Origin of the sequence: Maribacter litoralis (assembly GCF_003075045.1) — a bacterium.
GTDB lineage: Bacteria > Bacteroidota > Bacteroidia > Flavobacteriales > Flavobacteriaceae > Maribacter > Maribacter litoralis.
The window spans coordinates 867,267-885,143 of record NZ_QCZD01000003.1 but is presented as its reverse complement, the minus strand read 5'-3'; the positions used below and the strand labels follow the sequence as shown (position 1 = coordinate 885,143).

The window sequence follows — 17,877 nt, the reverse complement described above, 5'->3', positions numbered from 1 at the left end:
GCGCAAGAATGGTTTTAGAACACTATATAAGCGATTTACTTTATAGGTACAACTGTGTTGTTGTTCCCGGGTTTGGAGCGTTCCTAACTCAAAAAAATTCTGCGAAAATAAACGTAGTAACCAATACCTTTAGCGCGCCAAATAAATCTATTGTTTTCAATAGGCAGCTTACTTCAAATGATGGACTTTTGGTTTCTTATGTGTCCAATGCAGAGAAAGTATCCTATGAAACTGCACTGGTAGAAATAGAAAACCAAGTGAAGGTTTGGCAAGATGTTTTAATACAAGAAACTTCTTTACACCTAAAAAATATAGGCTCATTAACAAGAAACAATGAAGATAAAATATTGTTTCAACCTGCCAATGAGACCAACTATTTAACGTCTTCTTTCGGGCTTTCAAACTTTAATTCGATTCCGGTATTAAGAGAAGAATTAAAAGAAGAAATCGTAGAGATCGAAGAAAAAATACCGTTCGTTATTAGTCCTGAACGCAGAGCGACTAGTCGCTTTAGACCGTACTTAAAATATGCTGCAATATTAATGTTGGCATTCTCAACAGGTATTACAGGTTATCGTGCATACAAACAGCAGCGCACTAATGAGCAAGTTGCTAGACAAGATGCTCAAGAGTATGTAAACAAGCAAATACAGGAAGCAACATTCTTTGATCTTTCTCCGTTAGAATTACCAACAGTTACTATAGATGCTTCTTCTTCGTCAACCGTTAAAGAGGGTGTGGAAACCCATTATATTGTTGCAGGAGCGTTTAGGGTAAAAGGAAATGCAGATAGAAAAATAGAGCAATTAAAGGCTCTTGGTTTCAATGCGGGCTACTACGGCACCAATGCTTACGGGTTGCACATGGTTACATTTGACAGCTATACGAACGCAAACGATGCTTTAAAAGCTTTGCGTGAAATAAAGCTTACGCAGTCTAAAGACGCTTGGTTATTATCCGAAAAATAAACCTACACACATTTTATAAGTATCATTGATGCCCGTATCTTTGCGGAAAATTTCTATTTAATGGAAGCAAAATCGCCTTCAGCATCTCGTACCACAATGACAGATATGGTTCTCCCTAGTGAGACCAATGCACTTCAAAATCTATTTGGAGGGGAATTATTGGCCCGTATGGATCGTGCAGCCAGTATAGCTGCAGGTAGACATAGCCGAAGAATTACGGTTACAGCATCTGTAAACCATGTTGCATTTAATCTAGCAATACCTTTAGGTAGTGTAGTTACCGTTGAAGCAGCCGTTTCTAGAGCTTACAACACTTCTATGGAGGTGTATATAGATGTTTGGATAGAAGACCGCTATAACGGCAAGCGCACTAAGGCAAATGAGGCTATCTATACCTTTGTTGCCGTAGATGAAACCGGTAAACCTACCGAAGTACCAGAGTTAATACCTGAAACACCATTGGAAATTACGCGCTTTGAAGGTGCTCTACGCAGAAAACAATTAAGTTTAGTTCTAGCCGGTAAAATGAAGCCGGACAATGCCACTGAGCTTAAAGCGCTATTTACTAAATAGAGCTATTAAGCAACTTCCTCGTATAATTCTCTTTCTAATTCAGTTTGGTCTACATCAATTTGAAAAGAAACTTCCATGTCGGTATCCTTCATATAGTTCCAGATATAAAGTGCCGTTAAACCCACACTACCAACTATAAAGAATATACCTGCGAAAACCAAAGAGCCATATAAAGCAAGCACTAAACTTACGATAAGAAATACCGCATAAATGACAATTGGAATATAAGTAGCTACACCATTCCATGTTATCGACTTTAGCTTTGTATTACTACTAACTTGCTTTTGACCTGTGGTTGAATTGAATGTGAATGTGCTCTGCATAATACTCTCCTTTTTTCATTTCTACCTCAAATTTCGCAAAAAAACTGAAATCATTTACACTTAACGTAATGAATATCAGTAAAATAACTAATTTTTAAAGAAATGATATTATGCATTTAACATAAAAACCGATATCACAAAATAGCGTATTAAAAATTGAAGTTATCGGGATCAGGACCTGTGCGTTCTCCTATTTCCAACCCATCTAAAAAGGCAATATCTTCATCGCTCAATTCAAAATCAAAAATATCGGCATTAGAAGCTATTCGATTTTCGTGAACCGATTTAGGGATTGCAACCACACCTTTCTGAAGATTCCAACGAAGAATAATTTGAGCAACACTCTTATTGTACTTTTTGGCCAAATCATCACAAATATCAAGTTCGAAGACTTTGCCTTGCATAAAAGGAGACCATGATTCATATTGTATTCCGTTTACATTACAGTAATCGATCAATTCTTGTTGAACCAAATATGGATGAAATTCCATTTGGTTAACCATTGGCACCACTTCACAATCCTTAACTAAATCTTCTAAGTGATGTTGAAGAAAATTGCTTACACCTATGGCTTTAATCTTTTTTTGAGCATACAAATACTCCAACGCTTTCCAAGTTTCTTTGTATTTACCAGAAACGGGCCAGTGAATTAGGTATAAATCCAAATAGTCAACACCTAAACGTGCTAAACTTTCATCAAAAGCTTTTAAGGTTTCATCATAACCTTGATCATCGTTCCATACCTTGGACACTAAAAATAATTCACTTCTATCAATACCACTTTCTCTTATGCCCTTACCAACACCCTCTTCATTCTTATATACTGCTGCCGTATCAATATGCCTATAACCAATTTTAATAGCGCTTTTAATCGCATTTACAACTTCTTGATCATTATCTGATTGATAGGTACCTAAACCTAAATAAGGCATTTGAACTCCGTTTCGTAATTCAAAACTTCCTTTAATATCCGTTATTTTAGTCTGATTTTGCATACGAGTACATTTTTAAAGTCGATACACCCATTCTTCTGGGTTTAAACGAGATGTATCTTGATATAAATAAAATTTCAATCTAGTTTGTCCATTATTCCTATTCGTATAAACGATACCCAGCTCTTCTTTACTACTTACTTTATCCCCTTTTTTTACATAAAGTTCAGATAAATTGTAATAGGTACTTATAAAATTACCGTGTTTAATTTGAACACCTTTGTTGCCGCCAGGTACAGCAAGAATGGCAATAACCTCACCTTCAAAAATTGCACGTGCTTTAGCCCCTTCATCGGTAGCAATGATTACACCGTTACTTTGGTGTTTTATACCTGGGTATACAGGATCTGCATATACTCCAAACCCCTGACTTTTTATTCCTTTTTCGACCGGCCAGATCAGTTTTCCTTTATTGGCGGAAAAACTATTGGCAATTCTAGAAGCTTCCGGTGTAAGCACAAACTTGCTTGAGCTTTTTGTGGTACTTCCAGATTTTTTATTGGAAGCGGCAATGGCGCTTCGTATCAATTTTTCAATTTGTTGATCGATTTTTCTAGCTTCCTTCTTTTTTGCTTCAATAGCGCTGGCATATTTAGTTTCATTCTTTCGAATTGTTCCTAATAGCGCTTTTTGAGATTGAATTTCTGCAAATAATTGGTCCTTTGCTTTTTTATTCTGGGCAAGCAACACCTCTTTCACCTTACGCTCTTCGTTCAAGTCAGCGTTAAGCCTTGATAATTCATCTGTTTTAGCCAATATTTCAGCTCCTTGCTCTTTTCTATAGTCAGTATATTGCTTCATATATTGAAGCCTCTTAAAAGCTTGAAAAAAGCTTTCTGAAGATAAGAGGAACATTAACCTATTCTGTTTGGATTTATTTTGGTAAGACTTTTGGATCATCTTAGCGTATTCATCCTTTACCTCTTGTAATTCGTTTTTTAATTTACCAATGTTTCTTATGTTGGTATTAATTTGCCTGTTCAACAAATTAGACTGTTGATTGGTTACCCTAATTAATTGTTGCCGTACGGTGATCTTTTTGTCCAAAGCTTCCATTTGATCCAAAACATTGCCTTTTTCTTTCTTTTCAGCAAAGAGCAACCTATTAATATCTCGTATTTCAGATTGTAGTTGTTCGCGTTTTTCCTCTAAAGCCTTTTGTTCACTGGTCTGTGCTATAGCAAAACCCGAAGCAAACAATAGAAGTAATAAAAGGCTAAGTTTAAATTTGAACAACATCTGCTTAAAGCTCTATTTCATTAAAACCTTTTGGTATGGAATATGGAAAATTGACCGTTCCGTTCAATTCCAAATTTTTAAACTCAAGGTCTATATTATTTTCATTGTCTTTGCTAATCGCTTTTACCATAATTTCGTTAGGTAAAATTTCATTATCCAAACTTTGATAGTTTTTATAGGAAATCTCTAACACTCTTTTTTCAGCAGGTTGAGAAAGCTGTTGCAGACCCATTTTAAAATTCTTAGGTTCTACTTGAAACAAAGTCTTATATAGTACCCCTTGTTGTTTAGGAATTAACCTGTAACTATCACCAGAAATATCAATGTCATATTTCTCTTGTCTTAAGTCTACTATTGCCTGACCAGTAAGCAAGTTTTGCAGAATGGAAAAGTCAACTTCAGTGCCCAATAAATTACTTAAATAGGTGAAATCTCCATCAAAATATTCATTTTCAAGTTTATTATAGAACGATACTCGATCAGGAGTGATATATGCTTTTACGATACCAAGAGGGGCACTCATCCATATGGCTTTATCCTTCTCCATTCGTAAACTAACCGAAACACTTTGAGATGTTTCCCCATCAGAATAATTTATTTTAACCCTACCTGTCAATGTTTTAAAACCGGCTTCATTTTGGTAGTGCGCCTTAATTACAGATTTAGACGATAGTTTAGTATCAACAGTACCACCCGTAACTACTTTGGTACTTTTACATGACACCATAAACACTATTGTAACTAGCAGTAAAAAGTGGGATGTTCTCATTGTGTTCAAAAACTTTATCATCAACAATCTAAGATTTAATTTTACTAAGGTACATATTTGCTTTAGACGTATTATTTGTAGCGGTATATGCTTTGACCAATTCTTTATAAATGGCATTTTCTAACGGAGCATCATCTATTATATAATCTAATGCCCCCTCCAATACTTCAATCGCATCTTTATGCCTTTGTACTTTGTTCAATGCTGTTCCATTAGCATAATAAAAATATGGTTGAGAAGGAAAATTTTCTATTGCTTCCTCGGTTGTTTCCAAAAACTCATTACTATCAGTATCTGCATTAAGCATTGCCTTTATTCTAGTTTTAAAACCAGCTACATTGTTCAAGTCTTTACTAGGGGTAGTATTTACCGCTCTAACTACGTGTACAAATTTCTTTTTTTGATTAGCGATCGAGTCGGTAATCTTACTAGCCAAATACTCATGTATTTTGGTAGTTTTAACTCCTTTTAAAATAGTTTGGGCAGTTACATAATCTTCATTTAAATAATAGATCTCTGCTAGATTCACCCTTAACTGTACATTATTCCAAGGTAATTCTTCTTTAACTCCATCTATAACAGCTTTTCTAGCATCTATAATATCTACCAGGGTTTCGGCGTACCAATAATTTTCCGGTTCCCCGTTTATAGCCTCCAATGCGTATTCTTGCGCGTTGGTCAGTTGCTTATCGTACAAATGGAATTTGGCCAGCTCAAATGAAACTACAGTATTCTGAGGCTGTAACCGCTTACATTCTAAAAAGTAAGTAATGGCACGATCATAGTTCCTAATGCCTTTTTGTTTTAAACCTTCAAAAAAATTCTCTTGAAAAGTATCGGAGTATTCTTCAAGAAAGACTTCTGAACTCTGTTCAATATCCAAATCGGGGGTTTCTTGCGCATAAATTGATATCGGTGAACAAAAAACACCGAATGCCAAACCCAAAAATACCGCCTTCATCATATCTATTAAATAGAATTTACTTTACACCAGTACTACCAAAGCCACCTTCTCCCCGAGTGGTTTCAGACAAACTCTCCACTACGTTCCACTCAGCCCGTTCATGTTTTGCAATTACCATTTGTGCAATACGTTCACCATTTTCTATGGTAAAAGGTTCATTAGAAAGATTAACAAGAATAACACCTACCTCCCCTCTATAGTCAGCATCAATCGTGCCAGGAGCATTTAAAACGGTTACACCCTTTTTCGCAGCTAAACCACTACGTGGTCGCACTTGTGCCTCAATACCCACCGGCAATTCCATATAAAGACCAGTTGGTATAATAGCCCTGCTCAATGGTTGTAATGTAATTGATTCGGTAAGATTAGCCCTTAAGTCCATTCCCGCAGAAGCACTTGTTTCATAGTGGGGTAACTTATGGGAAGACTTGTTTATGATTTTTATGTTCATCTATTTAAATATAATTTTTTAAGGTTCTCAAACTCGAGCTTGTAAACAAGACCTAAAAACAACAATAATAACGGGATACCTACAATGAGGTTTCTATCAAATATGTAAAATGAAAGTATAGAAAACAAGATGGAAATTCCTAAATAAAAGATAATTTTTCTAAAGTTATACGGAATAGGATAATACATTCTCCCAAAATAAAACGACAACATCATCATAGTGCCATAAGCCATTAAGGTGGCTACGGCCGACGCCATATACCCAAAGTAAGGGATAAAAATTAAATTAATAACAATGGTCAAAACCGCACCAATCATTGAAATATAAGCACCGAATTTTGTGCGGTCTGTAACTTTGTACCAAACGGATAAGTTATGGTAAATACCTAAGAAGAAACTAGCAAGAACAATTAATGGAACTATTGGCATGGCATCCCAATATGATTCGTTTAAAACCAGAAAACGCTTAAGTACGTCTGAAAAAACCACAACCGATAATAAAATTATACTACCCAAAACCACAAAATAGTTGGTAATCTGAGCATAAGCTTTCTGCGGGTTCTTAGTATCTGAATGACTAAAGAAAAATGGTTCTATTCCCATTCTGAAAGCGGTAGCAAATAGTGTCATAAAAAGGGCTAGTTTATAACAAGCTGAATATTTACCCATTTCACTTTTTGCAATATCCACAGGCAACAATTCAGAAAGCAAATACCTGTCAAAAACCTCATTGATCGTAAAGGCAATACCTGCAACCATAACAGGCATTGCATAACTTACCATCCTTTTCCAGAGCTCTTTATCAAATACATATGGTCTACGAATGTAAACCCTAATCATTAATAATAGCGTAACTCCGCTAGCTATTAAATTTGCAATTAAAATATAAGGAATTTCATAGTCTACCTTATACAATGTATTTAAAAACCCAGACGATGATCCCGATGCGATCTTAGGTAAGAGAATCAAGAAAAATAAGGTGAGACCTAGATTTAGTGATACGTTTAATATTTTAACAACTGCATATCGCATTGGTTTTTCATTGGCTCTTAACCATGCGAAAGGTATAATAGCTAACGCATCTAACGCCAAAATCCCCAACACATAATTCATGAATGGCAAGTCAATATTTAAAGCGGTAGATAATGGTGTCTTAAAAAATATTCCAACTAAAACTAACAAGGCAGTTGAGCCCATTATGGACAATAGTGAAGTGCTGACAACCTTTTTCCTATTTTCCGATTCCTTATAAAAACGAAAAAAGGCCGTTTCCATTCCATAAGCCAAAAAAACATTAAAAATGGCAAACCAAGAAAATATTAATGTAACCTCACCATATTTACCCGGTGCCATAACATCTGTATAAATTGGCACAAGTAAAAACGAAATCATCCTTGGCAAGACAGTTGCCAAGCCATAAATTGCAGTTTGTTTAAAGAGTTTTTTGAGTGGATTCAAGCACTGTACATTAAGGCGATAAAAGTACCTATTTATAGCCTAGTTACAAAGTTAGTTTTGGGGAGCGCCTTTATATATTAAAGGTTGTTTCTGTTTTATGCTGCTTATTTTCACATATTTTACTACTCCATTTTCATTATAGCTTACTACTGCCTCGTCTGCATTTAACTTTAAATCTAAAGTTTCAGTTGATTCTGGAATGTTATTAGGTATTCTAACCACAATCATTTTTTGATTTTCTATAGTATTAACTATTGCTTTTACCTTCTTACCACGAAAATAAATCTCATATAATTCTACTTCAGAATTTTCAAGTAGTGAAACCGGAATTCGTAATTCGGTACCAGAGCCACTTTCTTCTCTACCGCCAACATATGGCTGACTTGTAGCTTTACCGATTTCGAACGGAGCTTCTGTTTGTAATTTTTTCTGTGACGTACAATTGGTTAAGCAAAGACAGAAAAGCAAGAAGTAAACATTCAAATATTTCATTAGACCCATATTATTCTTATAAAGATAATAAGTAATATGGGTTTAATAGGTCATTTAACATCGTGATCACAAATATTATACTCCCTCTTGCATTTGTAATTGCTTTAATTTAAAAAGTTCATTCTTTACTTGTTTGTATAAAAACACTGAGAACAGGACTAAAAACACTACTGATGAGCATAGAATATAAATATAAAATCCGTTTGATAAGCTAGCCTTAAACAATGGCAATAATATTATAAACCCAACGGTATAAACTATAAGAGCTAAAGGTGTAATTATGTAATGCGTATATTTTCTAAAGGAATAATAACTAGTTAAATCTTCAGTAAAAGTATTTGCATCTTTACTAAAGCTAATGCTACGCAGCCTTTTCAAACTAAACAATTCAATAGCAATTCTAATCACTAAACTACCGATCATTAAACCGATACCAAGCATAAATGACGCGCTGTTGTATCCTGAAACATATATCAGAAAAGACACTAGAATAATAATAGTAAGGGTCAAAACTATGTTTCCTGTTCTTTGTTTCTGTTCTATGGATTTTACGCTTTTTAAAAGCGATTGAAATCCGTCTTCTGTTGCAGAAACACCTGATTGGTTCTGCCATTTCTTTTGTAAATCTTCAAAATTATTCATTGTTTACGCATTTTGTAAGTTGTTGTTTTATTCGATGAATTCTAGTTCGAACAGCTTCATGTTTTATCCCGATTATTTCTGAAATCTCTAGTTGGGGCAAGCCTTCCAATTCCAATAATATTATTGCTTTATTAGTGCTGCTTAACTTGTTGATACATGCATACAGTTGCACCAACATCTCCTCTTTGTTAACAGAGTTTTCACCGTTATCACTTACCTTCAGACTATCAATCTGAAGGTTTCTGTCCTTTTTACGCTCCCTCCGTATTTCAGCTAAACAGGTATTCACACAAATACGATAAATCCAAGTCCCTATTCCGCTTTCATTTCTAAAACTGTCTAAATTCTGCCAAATTTTAATAAATGTTTCCTGTACCAGATCTTTAGCAAGAGACTCGTTACCTGCAGTATACCCCATGCATAATCGCATTACCTTTGGGTAGTTTTCCTCATAGATTTTCTGGTATGTAATTTCTTTAGAGCTCATTAGTTCTTCAAGGCATTTTTAAGATTCTTTATAAACCACTGTGGTTGATCATACATGATAAAATGTGATGAGCCATATGCAAAGTCAATGGTGTATTCTGCAAGCGTTTTATACTGTAGGTCATAAGTAGATTTTGCCATTTCTAAACCATAAGGTTCTGTAGCCGCCAATATAGTCACCGGTGCATTTATCTTAGCCAAATCTTCACGTAAATCTAACTTTAATAAATCGGTATAGCCATAGACATAGGTCTCTCTATCTGCCAGAATCATCCAATTTTTAATTATTTCTTGATTTGATTTTTCTTTGGTCATGCCACTAACCAATTGAACAACCATAGTTTCAAAATCGGTATCGTTCATAACTAATAACTGTTTATTATATGGCGAATCATACACCATGTACTCACTTTTAAAATCGGGCATCATTAAAGCACCGGTTGATGGTAAAGCATCTACAATGATCAGTTCTTTATATGAATTACCCTCTGCTGCCATCCAAAGTGCCAATGCACCACCTAAACTATGACCCATCAAAACGGGATTTTCTAATTTATTTTCTAACACATATGCTTCAACACCATCTTTTATTTTTGGTAACCATGGTTTTTCAATGGCAGGAACGTCACCGAAGCCGGCAAAAGTAAAAACGTGACATTCATATTCTTTTGATAGTTCTACTACTGTAGCATCCCAAACTTCACCTGTGCACGCAAATCCTGGAAAAAGAAGAATTGGGTCTCCTTCACCAGTAACTTTTACTTCAAAAGGCTTGTCTTGTGCCGTTGTAGAAAGTGCTGAAAAAATAAGCAATCCGAATAGTAAATTTTTAATTGTTTTCATCGTAAGAGTTTTTGTTTGTTTACCCTTTAGATTAAAAAACTAAAAAATGTTACGTCCTAAATTGAAAAAAGATTTTATTCCGGCTCTACATCCATACGTTTTATAGCCGTAGAAGCTAATATGAATGCCGCTAAGAGAAATACTGCCGCCAAAGCATATGGTGCTCCTGGAAAGTAGATTGATGCTTCAGGACGTATAAAATAATAAAATACAGGCGCAAAGATGAATTGTCCAAGTATGGCGGTAATACTAACCAAACCGGTAATCGATCCTTGTAAAATTCCCTGCTCCTTTTCAGATACTTGGTTAGAAATTACGCCTTGTACCGTTGGACCAGCAATACCGCCCAATGCATACGGAATTAAGAACGCATATAGCATCCACGGTTCTTTGGCAAAAGAAAATAAGAACATACCAACCGTCCATAACAAAAAACCGAATGTAATTACTTTACGCTTTCCAAACTTCTTTACAATCTTACCTACTAAAAACCCTTGTACGATTGCAACCAATAAACCTACGACCATTAGCGACAATCCTATTTGTTTCGGAGTCCAATCATATCGCTCTATACCGTAGTATGACCATGTAGATGGAAGTGCCTGCCCAGCAAGATTTGCCAAGAAAAAAGCAGATATCAATAGTAAGATCCCCTTGTAGTTTCTCAATGCGAACAAAGAAACCCCTGGAATCATTTTAGAAAAATTGATTTGTCGTCTATTTTCTTTTGTCAACGATTCAGGAACAAAGAAATAGCCAAAAAGAAAATTGGCAAACGTTAAGCCAGCAGCTATATAAAATGGTAAACGAATATCTATCTCACCAAAAAAACCACCAATACCAGGACCGATGATAAAACCTATTCCGAAAGCAGCCCCAATTAATCCAAAATTCTTTGCTTTGTTTTCTTTCGTACTTACGTCGGCAATATAAGCAGAGGCAACAGTAAAACTAGCACCTGTGATACCTGCTAAAAATCGCCCAAGAAACAACCAGGTAATTGTTGGCGCCCACGCATGAATCAAGTAATCGATACTTAAGCCTAATAGCGCAATAAGCAATATGGGTCTTCTACCAAATCTATCGGAAATTTCACCAAGCACAGGCGAAAACAAAAACTGCATACCGGCAAATGCGGTCGTGAGCCACATTCCATAGATGATTGCCATGTGATTACCTTCGCCCGTTAACTCCATAATCAAATCTGGAATAATTGGAAGAATGATGCCGATACCGATGACATCAACTAAAATGGTAATAAAAATAAAAAGTAAGGCGGTTTTTTTAGATTTCATGGTCAAAGCAAAAGTCGGATAAAAAAAGGAATCTAATAGCTATAAAAGTAAAAACCCCACGTTAAGGTGGGGTTTTCAACTTAGTATATATTCAAGCTCAAAATGACTTCAAATATGTTATCAAGTGGCATTAGTTATTCAATGCTTCTGCACCACCAACGATTTCTAATATCTCGTTAGTAATTGCAGCTTGTCTTGCTTTGTTATAGGTCAATTTTAATTGATCACGTAACTCGGTAGCATTATCTGTTGCTTTATGCATTGCCGTCATACGCGCACCATGCTCACTTGCAAAAGAATCTCTTATTCCTTTATACAATTGTGTTTTCAGTGATTTAGGTATCAATTGCTCAATGATTTCAACTTTTGAAGGTTCAAAAGTATAATCTGCGCTTGCCGTTTCTTCTACTTCTAATGGTACAATTGGTAAAAATTGCTCTGTCATTACAATTTGCGTAGCGGCATTTTTAAACTTGTTATAAACAATATCAATGCGATCATATGCACCCACTGTAAACAATTCCATTAAATCTTCTGCAATGGCAGCAACATTATCAAAAGTTAAGTCATCAAAGACACCGCTATGATTAGCAATAACCTTATAACGTTTACCTAAATAATCGTTAGCCTTTTTACCAACAGCAACAAAATCTACTTCTTTCCCAGCATATATATTCTCTACAAGGTTTACAGACTGCTTTAAAATGTTGGTATTAAAAGCACCACAAAGACCTCTATTAGAAGTAACCGATACGATCAAGACTTTATTTACTACACGATTATCTGCATACACACTACCAGAATCACCTTCTAAACTAGCACTTAGATTTTGTAGTAACTCGGTCAGTTTATCGGCATAAGGTCTCATTGCCGTAATGGCATCTTGCGCCTTTTTCAATTTAGCAGCAGAAACCATTTTCATGGCACTGGTAATCTGCATCGTTGAAGAAACCGATGAAATCCTATTTCGTATTTCCTTTAAATTTGCCATTTTATTCAGTATTTAGTAAAAAGTACATAGTATTAAGTTGCTTCAATACTATGTACTTTTTACTCAGTACTCAGTACTTTTTTAGTTCTTATATTTCGCTGAAAGCTCTTTACAAACAGAAGTCAATGTATCTGTAACCTCATCGGTAAGTTTACCTGACTTCAATGTATCTAGAACATCTCTGTGCTTAGCGTTCAAAAACTCTAAGTAGTCACGTTCAAATTCTTTTACTTTCTCAACAGGAACATCTCTTAACAAGTTTTTAGAACCTGCATAAATAATTGCTACTTGATCCTCTACTGTAAATGGATCGTTTTGTGCCTGCTTTAAAATTTCAACGTTTCTACGTCCTTTTTCAATAACGTTCAATGTTGCTGCATCTAGATCAGAACCGAATTTCGCAAATGCTTCCAATTCACGGAACTGCGCTTGATCCAACTTCAATGTACCCGCAACTTTCTTCATTGATTTAATCTGAGCGTTACCACCAACACGAGATACAGAAATACCCACGTTAATTGCCGGTCTTACACCTTGGTTGAATAAATCTTGCTCCAAGAATATCTGTCCGTCAGTAATAGAAATTACGTTCGTTGGGATATATGCCGAAACGTCACCCGCTTGTGTTTCAATAATAGGTAATGCAGTCAAAGAACCACCACCTTTTACCATTGGCTTTAATACCTCAGGTAAATCGTTCATTTCTTTTGCGATATCATCATCATTGATAACCTTTGCCGCACGCTCCAATAATCTAGAGTGCAGGTAGAAAACGTCACCAGGGTAAGCCTCACGTCCTGGTGGTCTTCTTAACAAAAGAGACACCTCACGGTAAGCAACCGCTTGCTTAGATAAATCATCATATATAATTAATGCAGGACGACCAGTATCACGGAAATACTCACCAATAGATGCTCCTGTAAACGGTGCATATACTTGCATTGGTGCAGGGTCGGATGCATTTGCAGCTACAATAGTCGTATACGCCATTGCGCCTTTATCTTCTAATACTTGAGCAATACCGGCAACGGTAGATGCCTTTTGACCTATGGCAACATAGATACAGTAAACAGGCTCACCAGCATCATAAAATTCTTTTTGATTCAAAATAGTATCGATACAAACTGTAGTCTTACCAGTTTGACGGTCACCAATAACCAACTCTCTTTGTCCTCTACCAACTGGAATCATGGCATCAATTGCCTTAATACCAGATTGCATTGGCTCGGTTACCGGCTCTCTATAGATAACACCAGGAGCTTTACGCTCAAGTGGCATTTCATAAGTATCGCCAGAAATAGGTCCTTTACCGTCAATTGGGTTACCTAAAGTATCCACAACACGACCAACAATACCTTCACCAACTTTTACAGAAGCAATACGTTGCGTACGTTTAACCGTATCTCCTTCACCAACAGATTTAGAAGGTCCTAAAAGAACCACACCAACGTTATCTTCTTCAAGGTTAAGAACGATACCTTCAAGTCCGCCTTCAAATTCAACCAATTCTCCATATTGAGCATTAGCTAGTCCGAAAACCCTTGCGATACCATCACCTACCTGTAATACAGTACCTACTTCGTCTAAAGTAGCGGTAGCATCGAATCCTGATAATTGTTTCTTTAAAATTGCTGATACTTCAGCGGCTTTTACTCCTGCCATTTTTAATTAGATATAAGATATTAGATCATGAATGTAAACACTCGTGGTCTTATATAGTTATTATAGACTATTTGAAAATTCTCTTTTTAAATTACTAAGCTTGTTACTTATGCTAGCATCATACTGTAAATCTCCAACTCTTAAGATAAATCCTCCTATGATACTTTCATCAATTTTACTTTCAATGGTAACTTCATCTCCAGTAATTGTAGCAACTTGCTTTAATATTTTTTTCTCCATTGCAGCATTTAAAGGTACAGCAGTAGTTACATAAGCTACGTTTTTACCTTTTAATTGCTCATTAAGAATAATGTATTTTAAGGCAACTTCATTCAGCATAGCTAAACGTTTGTTGTCTACCAACATAGTAATTGTACCTTCTGTAATTGAATTACACCCTTTGAAAATTTCAAGTAATGCACTCTTTTTAGAAGCACCAGAAACTACCGGACTAGCCAATACATCTTTTAATTCTTTACTATCGGAAATAGTAGCGGCGATTGAACGCATATCTTTCTCAACAGCGTCCAAGGCTTTGTTTTCCTTGGCCATATCCAATATCGCCTTTGCGTAACGTAATGCAGCTCTAGATTCGCTCATTATTTCTTTTAGTTAAGTTTTATATCGCTCAACATTGTATCTACCAACTTCAATTGCTTGTCATTACTAGATAACTCTTCTTTTATTACCTTCTCGGCAATTGCTACAGACAATTCTGCAACTTGACTTTTAATGTCGGCAACCGCTGCTTTTTTCTCACTTTCGATAGCAGCTTGCGCTTGTTTCAACATTTTATCACCTTCTAATTTTGCTTGCTCTTTAGAGTCAGCGATCATTTTTTCTTTGATTTCACGAGCATCTTTTAACATTGCCTCACGCTCAGAACGTGCTTCTTGCAACATTCTGTCATTATCCGCTTGAAGGTTCTGCATATCTGCTTTAGCCTTTTCAGCAGCAGCCAATGCTTCTTGTATTCCTGTCTCTCTCTCGTTCAATGAGTTCAAGATAGGTTTCCAGGCAAATTTTACCATTAAGAAAATTAAACCTAATAATAATATTGTTTGTACAATAAACAATCCTGGTGAAAAATCATTCAATAAAACTTCCATATCTTAATCTTTAAAATCTAAATCAATAATTAAAAACATTTCCTGCAACCAACCGTTACAGGAAAATGCCTTTGGGTTTTCGTGTTCTTATTTTCCTAAGAACAAAGCACCGAATGCTAAACCTTCTAAAAGTGCAGCTACGATAATCATCGCAGTTTGAATTTTTCCTGCCGCTTCTGGTTGACGAGCAATTCCTTCCATTGCTTTACCACCGATTTGACCAAGACCTAAACCTGCTCCGATAACGATTAAACCTGCTCCAATTAAATTGTAAGTTACCATACTAATTGATTTATATAATTAAATTAAAAAAACTCTCTTTTATATGAAGTCTGCCCTTACATCTTCTGTATCGGCTACTTCGTGACCAGCCTCATCATGATGATGATCATGGTCGTGTTCTGCGACTGCCATACCTATAAACAAGGCTGAAAGCGCGGTAAATATATATGCTTGCAAAAAGGCTACTAAAACCTCAATTAACGTAATAAAAAATGACAACACCAAAGAAAGACCAGTAGCGCCCGCTACACCTAAACTCTCCTTAAGTGTAAACATAATTGCAATTAAGCTCATTACTACAATGTGACCTGCAGATATGTTTGCGAACAAACGCACTAACAATGAAAATGGTTTAATGATAAATGCACCTGCTAATTCTATAATAGCCAATATAGGTTTTACGAATACAGGTACGCCCGGCATCCATAAAATGTGCATCCAGTAATCTTTATTACCACTTACCGTATAAATGATCAATGTGAAAATAGCCAAACAAGCAGTTACAGCTATTTGCCCTGTTACATTAAAACCGAAAGGAGTAAGACCCAATAAGTTCAGTACCCATATAAAAAAGAATACGGTTAAAAGGTACCCTGTAAATTTTCTGTAATGCTTTTCGCCAATGTTAGGTCTTGCAATTTCATCCCTAACATATAAAACCAATGGTTCTAACACTCTACCGAATCCTGTAGGAATACTTTTCTTGGCATACTGCTTAGCTAATGAAGAAAAGGCGAGTAGCATTAATAAACCTACCAACAAAACCCCAACTACACTTTTGGTAATAGAAAAATCTAAAACCTTATGCGCATTTGTTGCATGGTGCTCTTCATCAAAATTCACTGAAGATGCGCCCGTTTCCAACTCATAAATTTTACTGTGAAGCTTTACGAATTTAGATCCGTTCTTTTCTACGACTACTTCACCGTTATCATCATGATGAAATTCAGACGACATAAAAGTTACCAATCCGTTGCTTGACCATAAGATCACCGGTAATGGAAAACCAACATGTTTTCTTTCGCCTGCATCATTGGTATATGAAAACAAGTGAAAATCATGAGAGTCTTTTAAGTGGTGTAAAATATACTCATCTACCTCTTCTTTAGTACTCACCGCACCTTCTTGTTCGGTATCGGATAGTGCAAAACTTTGCAATGAGAAACAAAGTATTAGAAGTTGTAATAAGGTTTTAATCGTATTTGAAACTTTCATCATTAGTTCTATGTCAAAAAATTAAGCTCCTAGAAATTTTGCGCAAAAGTAGTCAATAATAACATAACCATCCCAATTTTAAAGCTTTAAAATTTATAGACTTTTATTCCCCATAATTTTGGCTATAAAAAATACCTCTAGAAATAGAAATATTAAGATTGGAATCAATAGCATTCCCCTATATAACTGAGGCATAATTAGTTCTCCAAGCAGGTAAGGATAGAAAATCATTGCGAACAAAGTGATCTTAAATACAAGTGCGGCCATATAAAGAAAGCCTAACTGCTGAAAAAATGAATTGTTCTTCGACGCAATTAAGAAGGTGATGACCAATACCAACGAAAACACATAATGAAATGTATAGGCTTTTTGCAATAAGGGCTCAAAATACGGTTCGGCATTGCCCAATAACTGATCTTGTAAAAAAAAGGAAGTCGCGCCCACAACAGTGAACACGACTATGTATAAAATAATTTTTTTTAGCAACGTTTATTTATTTAATGCCATAACTTTCTTTATGACCAAATAGATAGACAAAAATACTGCAAGTAAAGTAAATGTGTCTTCTAAAAACGTTTTTTCAAATTTTTCATCTAACCATTCTCCTAAAAGATTGCCTAAAAATATGGTGACACCCATTTGTATGGCCACACCACTTAAGCTTGCGGCATTTCTTAGCAACTCGGAATTATCATTGCCTTTACGAGGCTTTTGCGGCTCCATTGTTCGGTGATTTAAAACCAGCTGGGTTACTTCCTCCTTTTTTGCCTCCCATGTTACAAGATGCATTAAAAGTAGCGCCAGGTTCTACTGCCAATTTACTTACTGAAACAGTACCCTCTATAACTGCAGACGATTTTAAGGATAACAGATCAGATACGTTCAATTCTCCGTTAAAACTACCTTCTATATCCGCATTTACACATTCTACTTTGCCATGTATATAGCCATCTTTACCTATGACCACTTTACCTGAGGTTTTAACATTGCCATCTAACTTACCATCGATACGAAAATCTGCTTCTGAGATGATATCTCCTTTAATTTTTGTGTTCTTCTCTATTCTGTTCGGCTGTCCTCCTATTTCATTCATAGCTTTGGGTTTTTGTCTGTCTGAAAACATT

Annotated in this window: 23 protein-coding genes; 2 read left to right on the top strand and 21 right to left on the bottom strand. The window is 35.7% G+C overall.

Annotated features, from left to right (window positions below):
• The first annotated feature begins 8 nt into the window (after positions 1-8).
• A complete protein-coding gene (locus DCS95_RS15385) occupies positions 9-968 on the top strand; it encodes an HU domain-containing protein (RefSeq protein WP_116771653.1) in 960 nt (319 codons plus the stop codon).
• Between the two features lie 60 nt (positions 969-1,028).
• Positions 1,029-1,541, top strand: coding sequence for an acyl-CoA thioesterase (locus DCS95_RS15380; RefSeq protein WP_116771652.1), 513 nt, complete (start codon positions 1,029-1,031; stop codon positions 1,539-1,541).
• A 5-nt stretch (positions 1,542-1,546) separates the two neighbouring features.
• On the opposite strand, the gene DCS95_RS15375 is transcribed toward DCS95_RS15380, so the two are convergent.
• The 21 genes from DCS95_RS15375 to DCS95_RS15275 form a co-directional block, all read right to left on the bottom strand.
• Positions 1,547-1,864 carry a hypothetical protein gene (locus DCS95_RS15375; RefSeq protein ID WP_116771651.1) on the bottom strand — a complete coding sequence of 106 codons (318 nt, stop codon included), beginning with the start codon at positions 1,862-1,864 and terminating at the stop codon, positions 1,547-1,549.
• A 149-nt stretch (positions 1,865-2,013) separates the two neighbouring features.
• Positions 2,014-2,859, bottom strand: a complete 846-nt coding sequence (locus tag DCS95_RS15370) for an aldo/keto reductase (RefSeq protein ID WP_116771650.1) — start codon at positions 2,857-2,859, stop codon at positions 2,014-2,016.
• A 12-nt stretch (positions 2,860-2,871) separates the two neighbouring features.
• Positions 2,872-4,095: a murein hydrolase activator EnvC family protein gene (locus DCS95_RS15365; protein ID WP_116771649.1), complete on the bottom strand. Its 1,224-nt coding sequence runs from the start codon at positions 4,093-4,095 to the stop codon at positions 2,872-2,874.
• Between the two features lie 4 nt (positions 4,096-4,099).
• Positions 4,100-4,864: a lipoprotein insertase outer membrane protein LolB1 gene (lolB1, locus tag DCS95_RS15360; protein ID WP_244178468.1), complete on the bottom strand. Its 765-nt coding sequence runs from the start codon at positions 4,862-4,864 to the stop codon at positions 4,100-4,102.
• A gap of 28 nt (positions 4,865-4,892) precedes the next feature.
• The gene (locus tag DCS95_RS15355) at positions 4,893-5,828 is read right to left on the bottom strand and encodes a tetratricopeptide repeat protein (RefSeq protein ID WP_116771647.1); all 936 of its coding nucleotides are present in this window, start codon (positions 5,826-5,828) and stop codon (positions 4,893-4,895) included.
• Between the two features lie 16 nt (positions 5,829-5,844).
• Positions 5,845-6,279 carry a dUTP diphosphatase gene (gene dut, locus DCS95_RS15350; protein ID WP_116771646.1) on the bottom strand — a complete coding sequence of 145 codons (435 nt, stop codon included), beginning with the start codon at positions 6,277-6,279 and terminating at the stop codon, positions 5,845-5,847.
• A complete protein-coding gene (locus DCS95_RS15345) occupies positions 6,276-7,736 on the bottom strand; it encodes a lipopolysaccharide biosynthesis protein (RefSeq protein WP_116771645.1) in 1,461 nt (486 codons plus the stop codon). The genes dut and DCS95_RS15345 overlap by 4 nt, the downstream gene beginning before the upstream one ends.
• A 51-nt stretch (positions 7,737-7,787) precedes the next feature.
• Entirely contained in the window at positions 7,788-8,228 is a 441-nt protein-coding gene (locus DCS95_RS15340; RefSeq protein WP_164674212.1) for a hypothetical protein, read from the bottom strand.
• 75 nt (positions 8,229-8,303) lie between these two features.
• Positions 8,304-8,870: a hypothetical protein gene (locus DCS95_RS15335; RefSeq protein ID WP_116771643.1), complete on the bottom strand. Its 567-nt coding sequence runs from the start codon at positions 8,868-8,870 to the stop codon at positions 8,304-8,306.
• Complete coding sequence (locus DCS95_RS15330; RefSeq protein ID WP_116771642.1) at positions 8,863-9,357, bottom strand: RNA polymerase sigma factor; 495 nt, start codon at positions 9,355-9,357, stop codon at positions 8,863-8,865. The genes DCS95_RS15335 and DCS95_RS15330 overlap by 8 nt, the downstream gene beginning before the upstream one ends.
• Positions 9,357-10,199, bottom strand: coding sequence for an alpha/beta fold hydrolase (locus DCS95_RS15325; protein ID WP_116771641.1), 843 nt, complete (start codon positions 10,197-10,199; stop codon positions 9,357-9,359). Before DCS95_RS15325 ends, DCS95_RS15330 begins: the two co-directional genes overlap by 1 nt.
• A 74-nt stretch (positions 10,200-10,273) precedes the next feature.
• Positions 10,274-11,494 (bottom strand): TCR/Tet family MFS transporter, encoded by a 1,221-nt coding sequence (locus DCS95_RS15320; protein ID WP_116771640.1) that lies wholly within the window; start codon positions 11,492-11,494, stop codon positions 10,274-10,276.
• Between the two features lie 130 nt (positions 11,495-11,624).
• Positions 11,625-12,485, bottom strand: a complete 861-nt coding sequence (atpG, locus tag DCS95_RS15315) for an ATP synthase F1 subunit gamma (RefSeq protein WP_116771639.1) — start codon at positions 12,483-12,485, stop codon at positions 11,625-11,627.
• A gap of 81 nt (positions 12,486-12,566) precedes the next feature.
• Complete coding sequence (gene atpA / locus DCS95_RS15310; protein ID WP_116771638.1) at positions 12,567-14,147, bottom strand: F0F1 ATP synthase subunit alpha; 1,581 nt, start codon at positions 14,145-14,147, stop codon at positions 12,567-12,569.
• Positions 14,148-14,207: 60 nt separating this feature from the next.
• Positions 14,208-14,747 carry an ATP synthase F1 subunit delta gene (atpH, locus tag DCS95_RS15305; protein ID WP_116771637.1) on the bottom strand — a complete coding sequence of 180 codons (540 nt, stop codon included), beginning with the start codon at positions 14,745-14,747 and terminating at the stop codon, positions 14,208-14,210.
• Positions 14,748-14,755: 8 nt separating this feature from the next.
• Entirely contained in the window at positions 14,756-15,256 is a 501-nt protein-coding gene (locus DCS95_RS15300; RefSeq protein ID WP_116771636.1) for a F0F1 ATP synthase subunit B, read from the bottom strand.
• 87 nt (positions 15,257-15,343) lie between these two features.
• Positions 15,344-15,538: an ATP synthase F0 subunit C gene (atpE, locus tag DCS95_RS15295; protein WP_027065438.1), complete on the bottom strand. Its 195-nt coding sequence runs from the start codon at positions 15,536-15,538 to the stop codon at positions 15,344-15,346.
• 39 nt (positions 15,539-15,577) lie between these two features.
• Entirely contained in the window at positions 15,578-16,753 is a 1,176-nt protein-coding gene (gene atpB / locus DCS95_RS15290) for a F0F1 ATP synthase subunit A (protein WP_116771635.1), read from the bottom strand.
• Positions 16,754-16,846: 93 nt separating this feature from the next.
• On the bottom strand, positions 16,847-17,239 hold the full coding sequence (locus DCS95_RS15285; RefSeq protein ID WP_116771634.1) for a DUF6168 family protein: 393 nt from the start codon (positions 17,237-17,239) through the stop codon (positions 16,847-16,849).
• A 3-nt stretch (positions 17,240-17,242) separates the two neighbouring features.
• Positions 17,243-17,476 (bottom strand): AtpZ/AtpI family protein, encoded by a 234-nt coding sequence (locus DCS95_RS15280; protein WP_116771633.1) that lies wholly within the window; start codon positions 17,474-17,476, stop codon positions 17,243-17,245.
• Positions 17,454-17,876 carry a bactofilin family protein gene (locus DCS95_RS15275; RefSeq protein WP_071340843.1) on the bottom strand — a complete coding sequence of 141 codons (423 nt, stop codon included), beginning with the start codon at positions 17,874-17,876 and terminating at the stop codon, positions 17,454-17,456. The genes DCS95_RS15280 and DCS95_RS15275 overlap by 23 nt, the downstream gene beginning before the upstream one ends.
• Between the last annotated feature and the right edge of the window lies 1 nt (position 17,877).

Bases quoted from the DNA above. Each gene is read 5' to 3' on its own strand.
- DCS95_RS15385 (WP_116771653.1), top strand. From the start codon at position 9: ATGGTTTTAGAACACTATATAAGCGATTTACTTTATAGGTACAACTGT.
- DCS95_RS15380 (WP_116771652.1), top strand. From the start codon at position 1,029: ATGGAAGCAAAATCGCCTTCAGCATCTCGTACCACAATGACAGATATG.
- DCS95_RS15375 (WP_116771651.1), bottom strand. From the start codon at position 1,864: ATGCAGAGCACATTCACATTCAATTCAACCACAGGTCAAAAGCAAGTT.
- DCS95_RS15370 (WP_116771650.1), bottom strand. From the start codon at position 2,859: ATGCAAAATCAGACTAAAATAACGGATATTAAAGGAAGTTTTGAATTA.
- DCS95_RS15365 (WP_116771649.1), bottom strand. From the start codon at position 4,095: ATGTTGTTCAAATTTAAACTTAGCCTTTTATTACTTCTATTGTTTGCT.
- lolB1 (WP_244178468.1), bottom strand. From the start codon at position 4,864: ATGAGAACATCCCACTTTTTACTGCTAGTTACAATAGTGTTTATGGTG.
- DCS95_RS15355 (WP_116771647.1), bottom strand. From the start codon at position 5,828: ATGATGAAGGCGGTATTTTTGGGTTTGGCATTCGGTGTTTTTTGTTCA.
- dut (WP_116771646.1), bottom strand. From the start codon at position 6,279: ATGAACATAAAAATCATAAACAAGTCTTCCCATAAGTTACCCCACTAT.
- DCS95_RS15340 (WP_164674212.1), bottom strand. From the start codon at position 8,228: ATGAAATATTTGAATGTTTACTTCTTGCTTTTCTGTCTTTGCTTAACC.
- DCS95_RS15335 (WP_116771643.1), bottom strand. From the start codon at position 8,870: ATGAATAATTTTGAAGATTTACAAAAGAAATGGCAGAACCAATCAGGT.
- DCS95_RS15330 (WP_116771642.1), bottom strand. From the start codon at position 9,357: ATGAGCTCTAAAGAAATTACATACCAGAAAATCTATGAGGAAAACTAC.
- DCS95_RS15325 (WP_116771641.1), bottom strand. From the start codon at position 10,199: ATGAAAACAATTAAAAATTTACTATTCGGATTGCTTATTTTTTCAGCA.
- DCS95_RS15320 (WP_116771640.1), bottom strand. From the start codon at position 11,494: ATGAAATCTAAAAAAACCGCCTTACTTTTTATTTTTATTACCATTTTA.
- atpG (WP_116771639.1), bottom strand. From the start codon at position 12,485: ATGGCAAATTTAAAGGAAATACGAAATAGGATTTCATCGGTTTCTTCA.
- atpA (WP_116771638.1), bottom strand. From the start codon at position 14,147: ATGGCAGGAGTAAAAGCCGCTGAAGTATCAGCAATTTTAAAGAAACAA.
- atpH (WP_116771637.1), bottom strand. From the start codon at position 14,747: ATGAGCGAATCTAGAGCTGCATTACGTTACGCAAAGGCGATATTGGAT.
- DCS95_RS15300 (WP_116771636.1), bottom strand. From the start codon at position 15,256: ATGGAAGTTTTATTGAATGATTTTTCACCAGGATTGTTTATTGTACAA.
- atpE (WP_027065438.1), bottom strand. From the start codon at position 15,538: ATGGTAACTTACAATTTAATTGGAGCAGGTTTAATCGTTATCGGAGCA.
- atpB (WP_116771635.1), bottom strand. From the start codon at position 16,753: ATGAAAGTTTCAAATACGATTAAAACCTTATTACAACTTCTAATACTT.
- DCS95_RS15280 (WP_116771633.1), bottom strand. From the start codon at position 17,476: ATGGAGCCGCAAAAGCCTCGTAAAGGCAATGATAATTCCGAGTTGCTA.
- DCS95_RS15275 (WP_071340843.1), bottom strand. From the start codon at position 17,876: ATGTTTTCAGACAGACAAAAACCCAAAGCTATGAATGAAATAGGAGGA.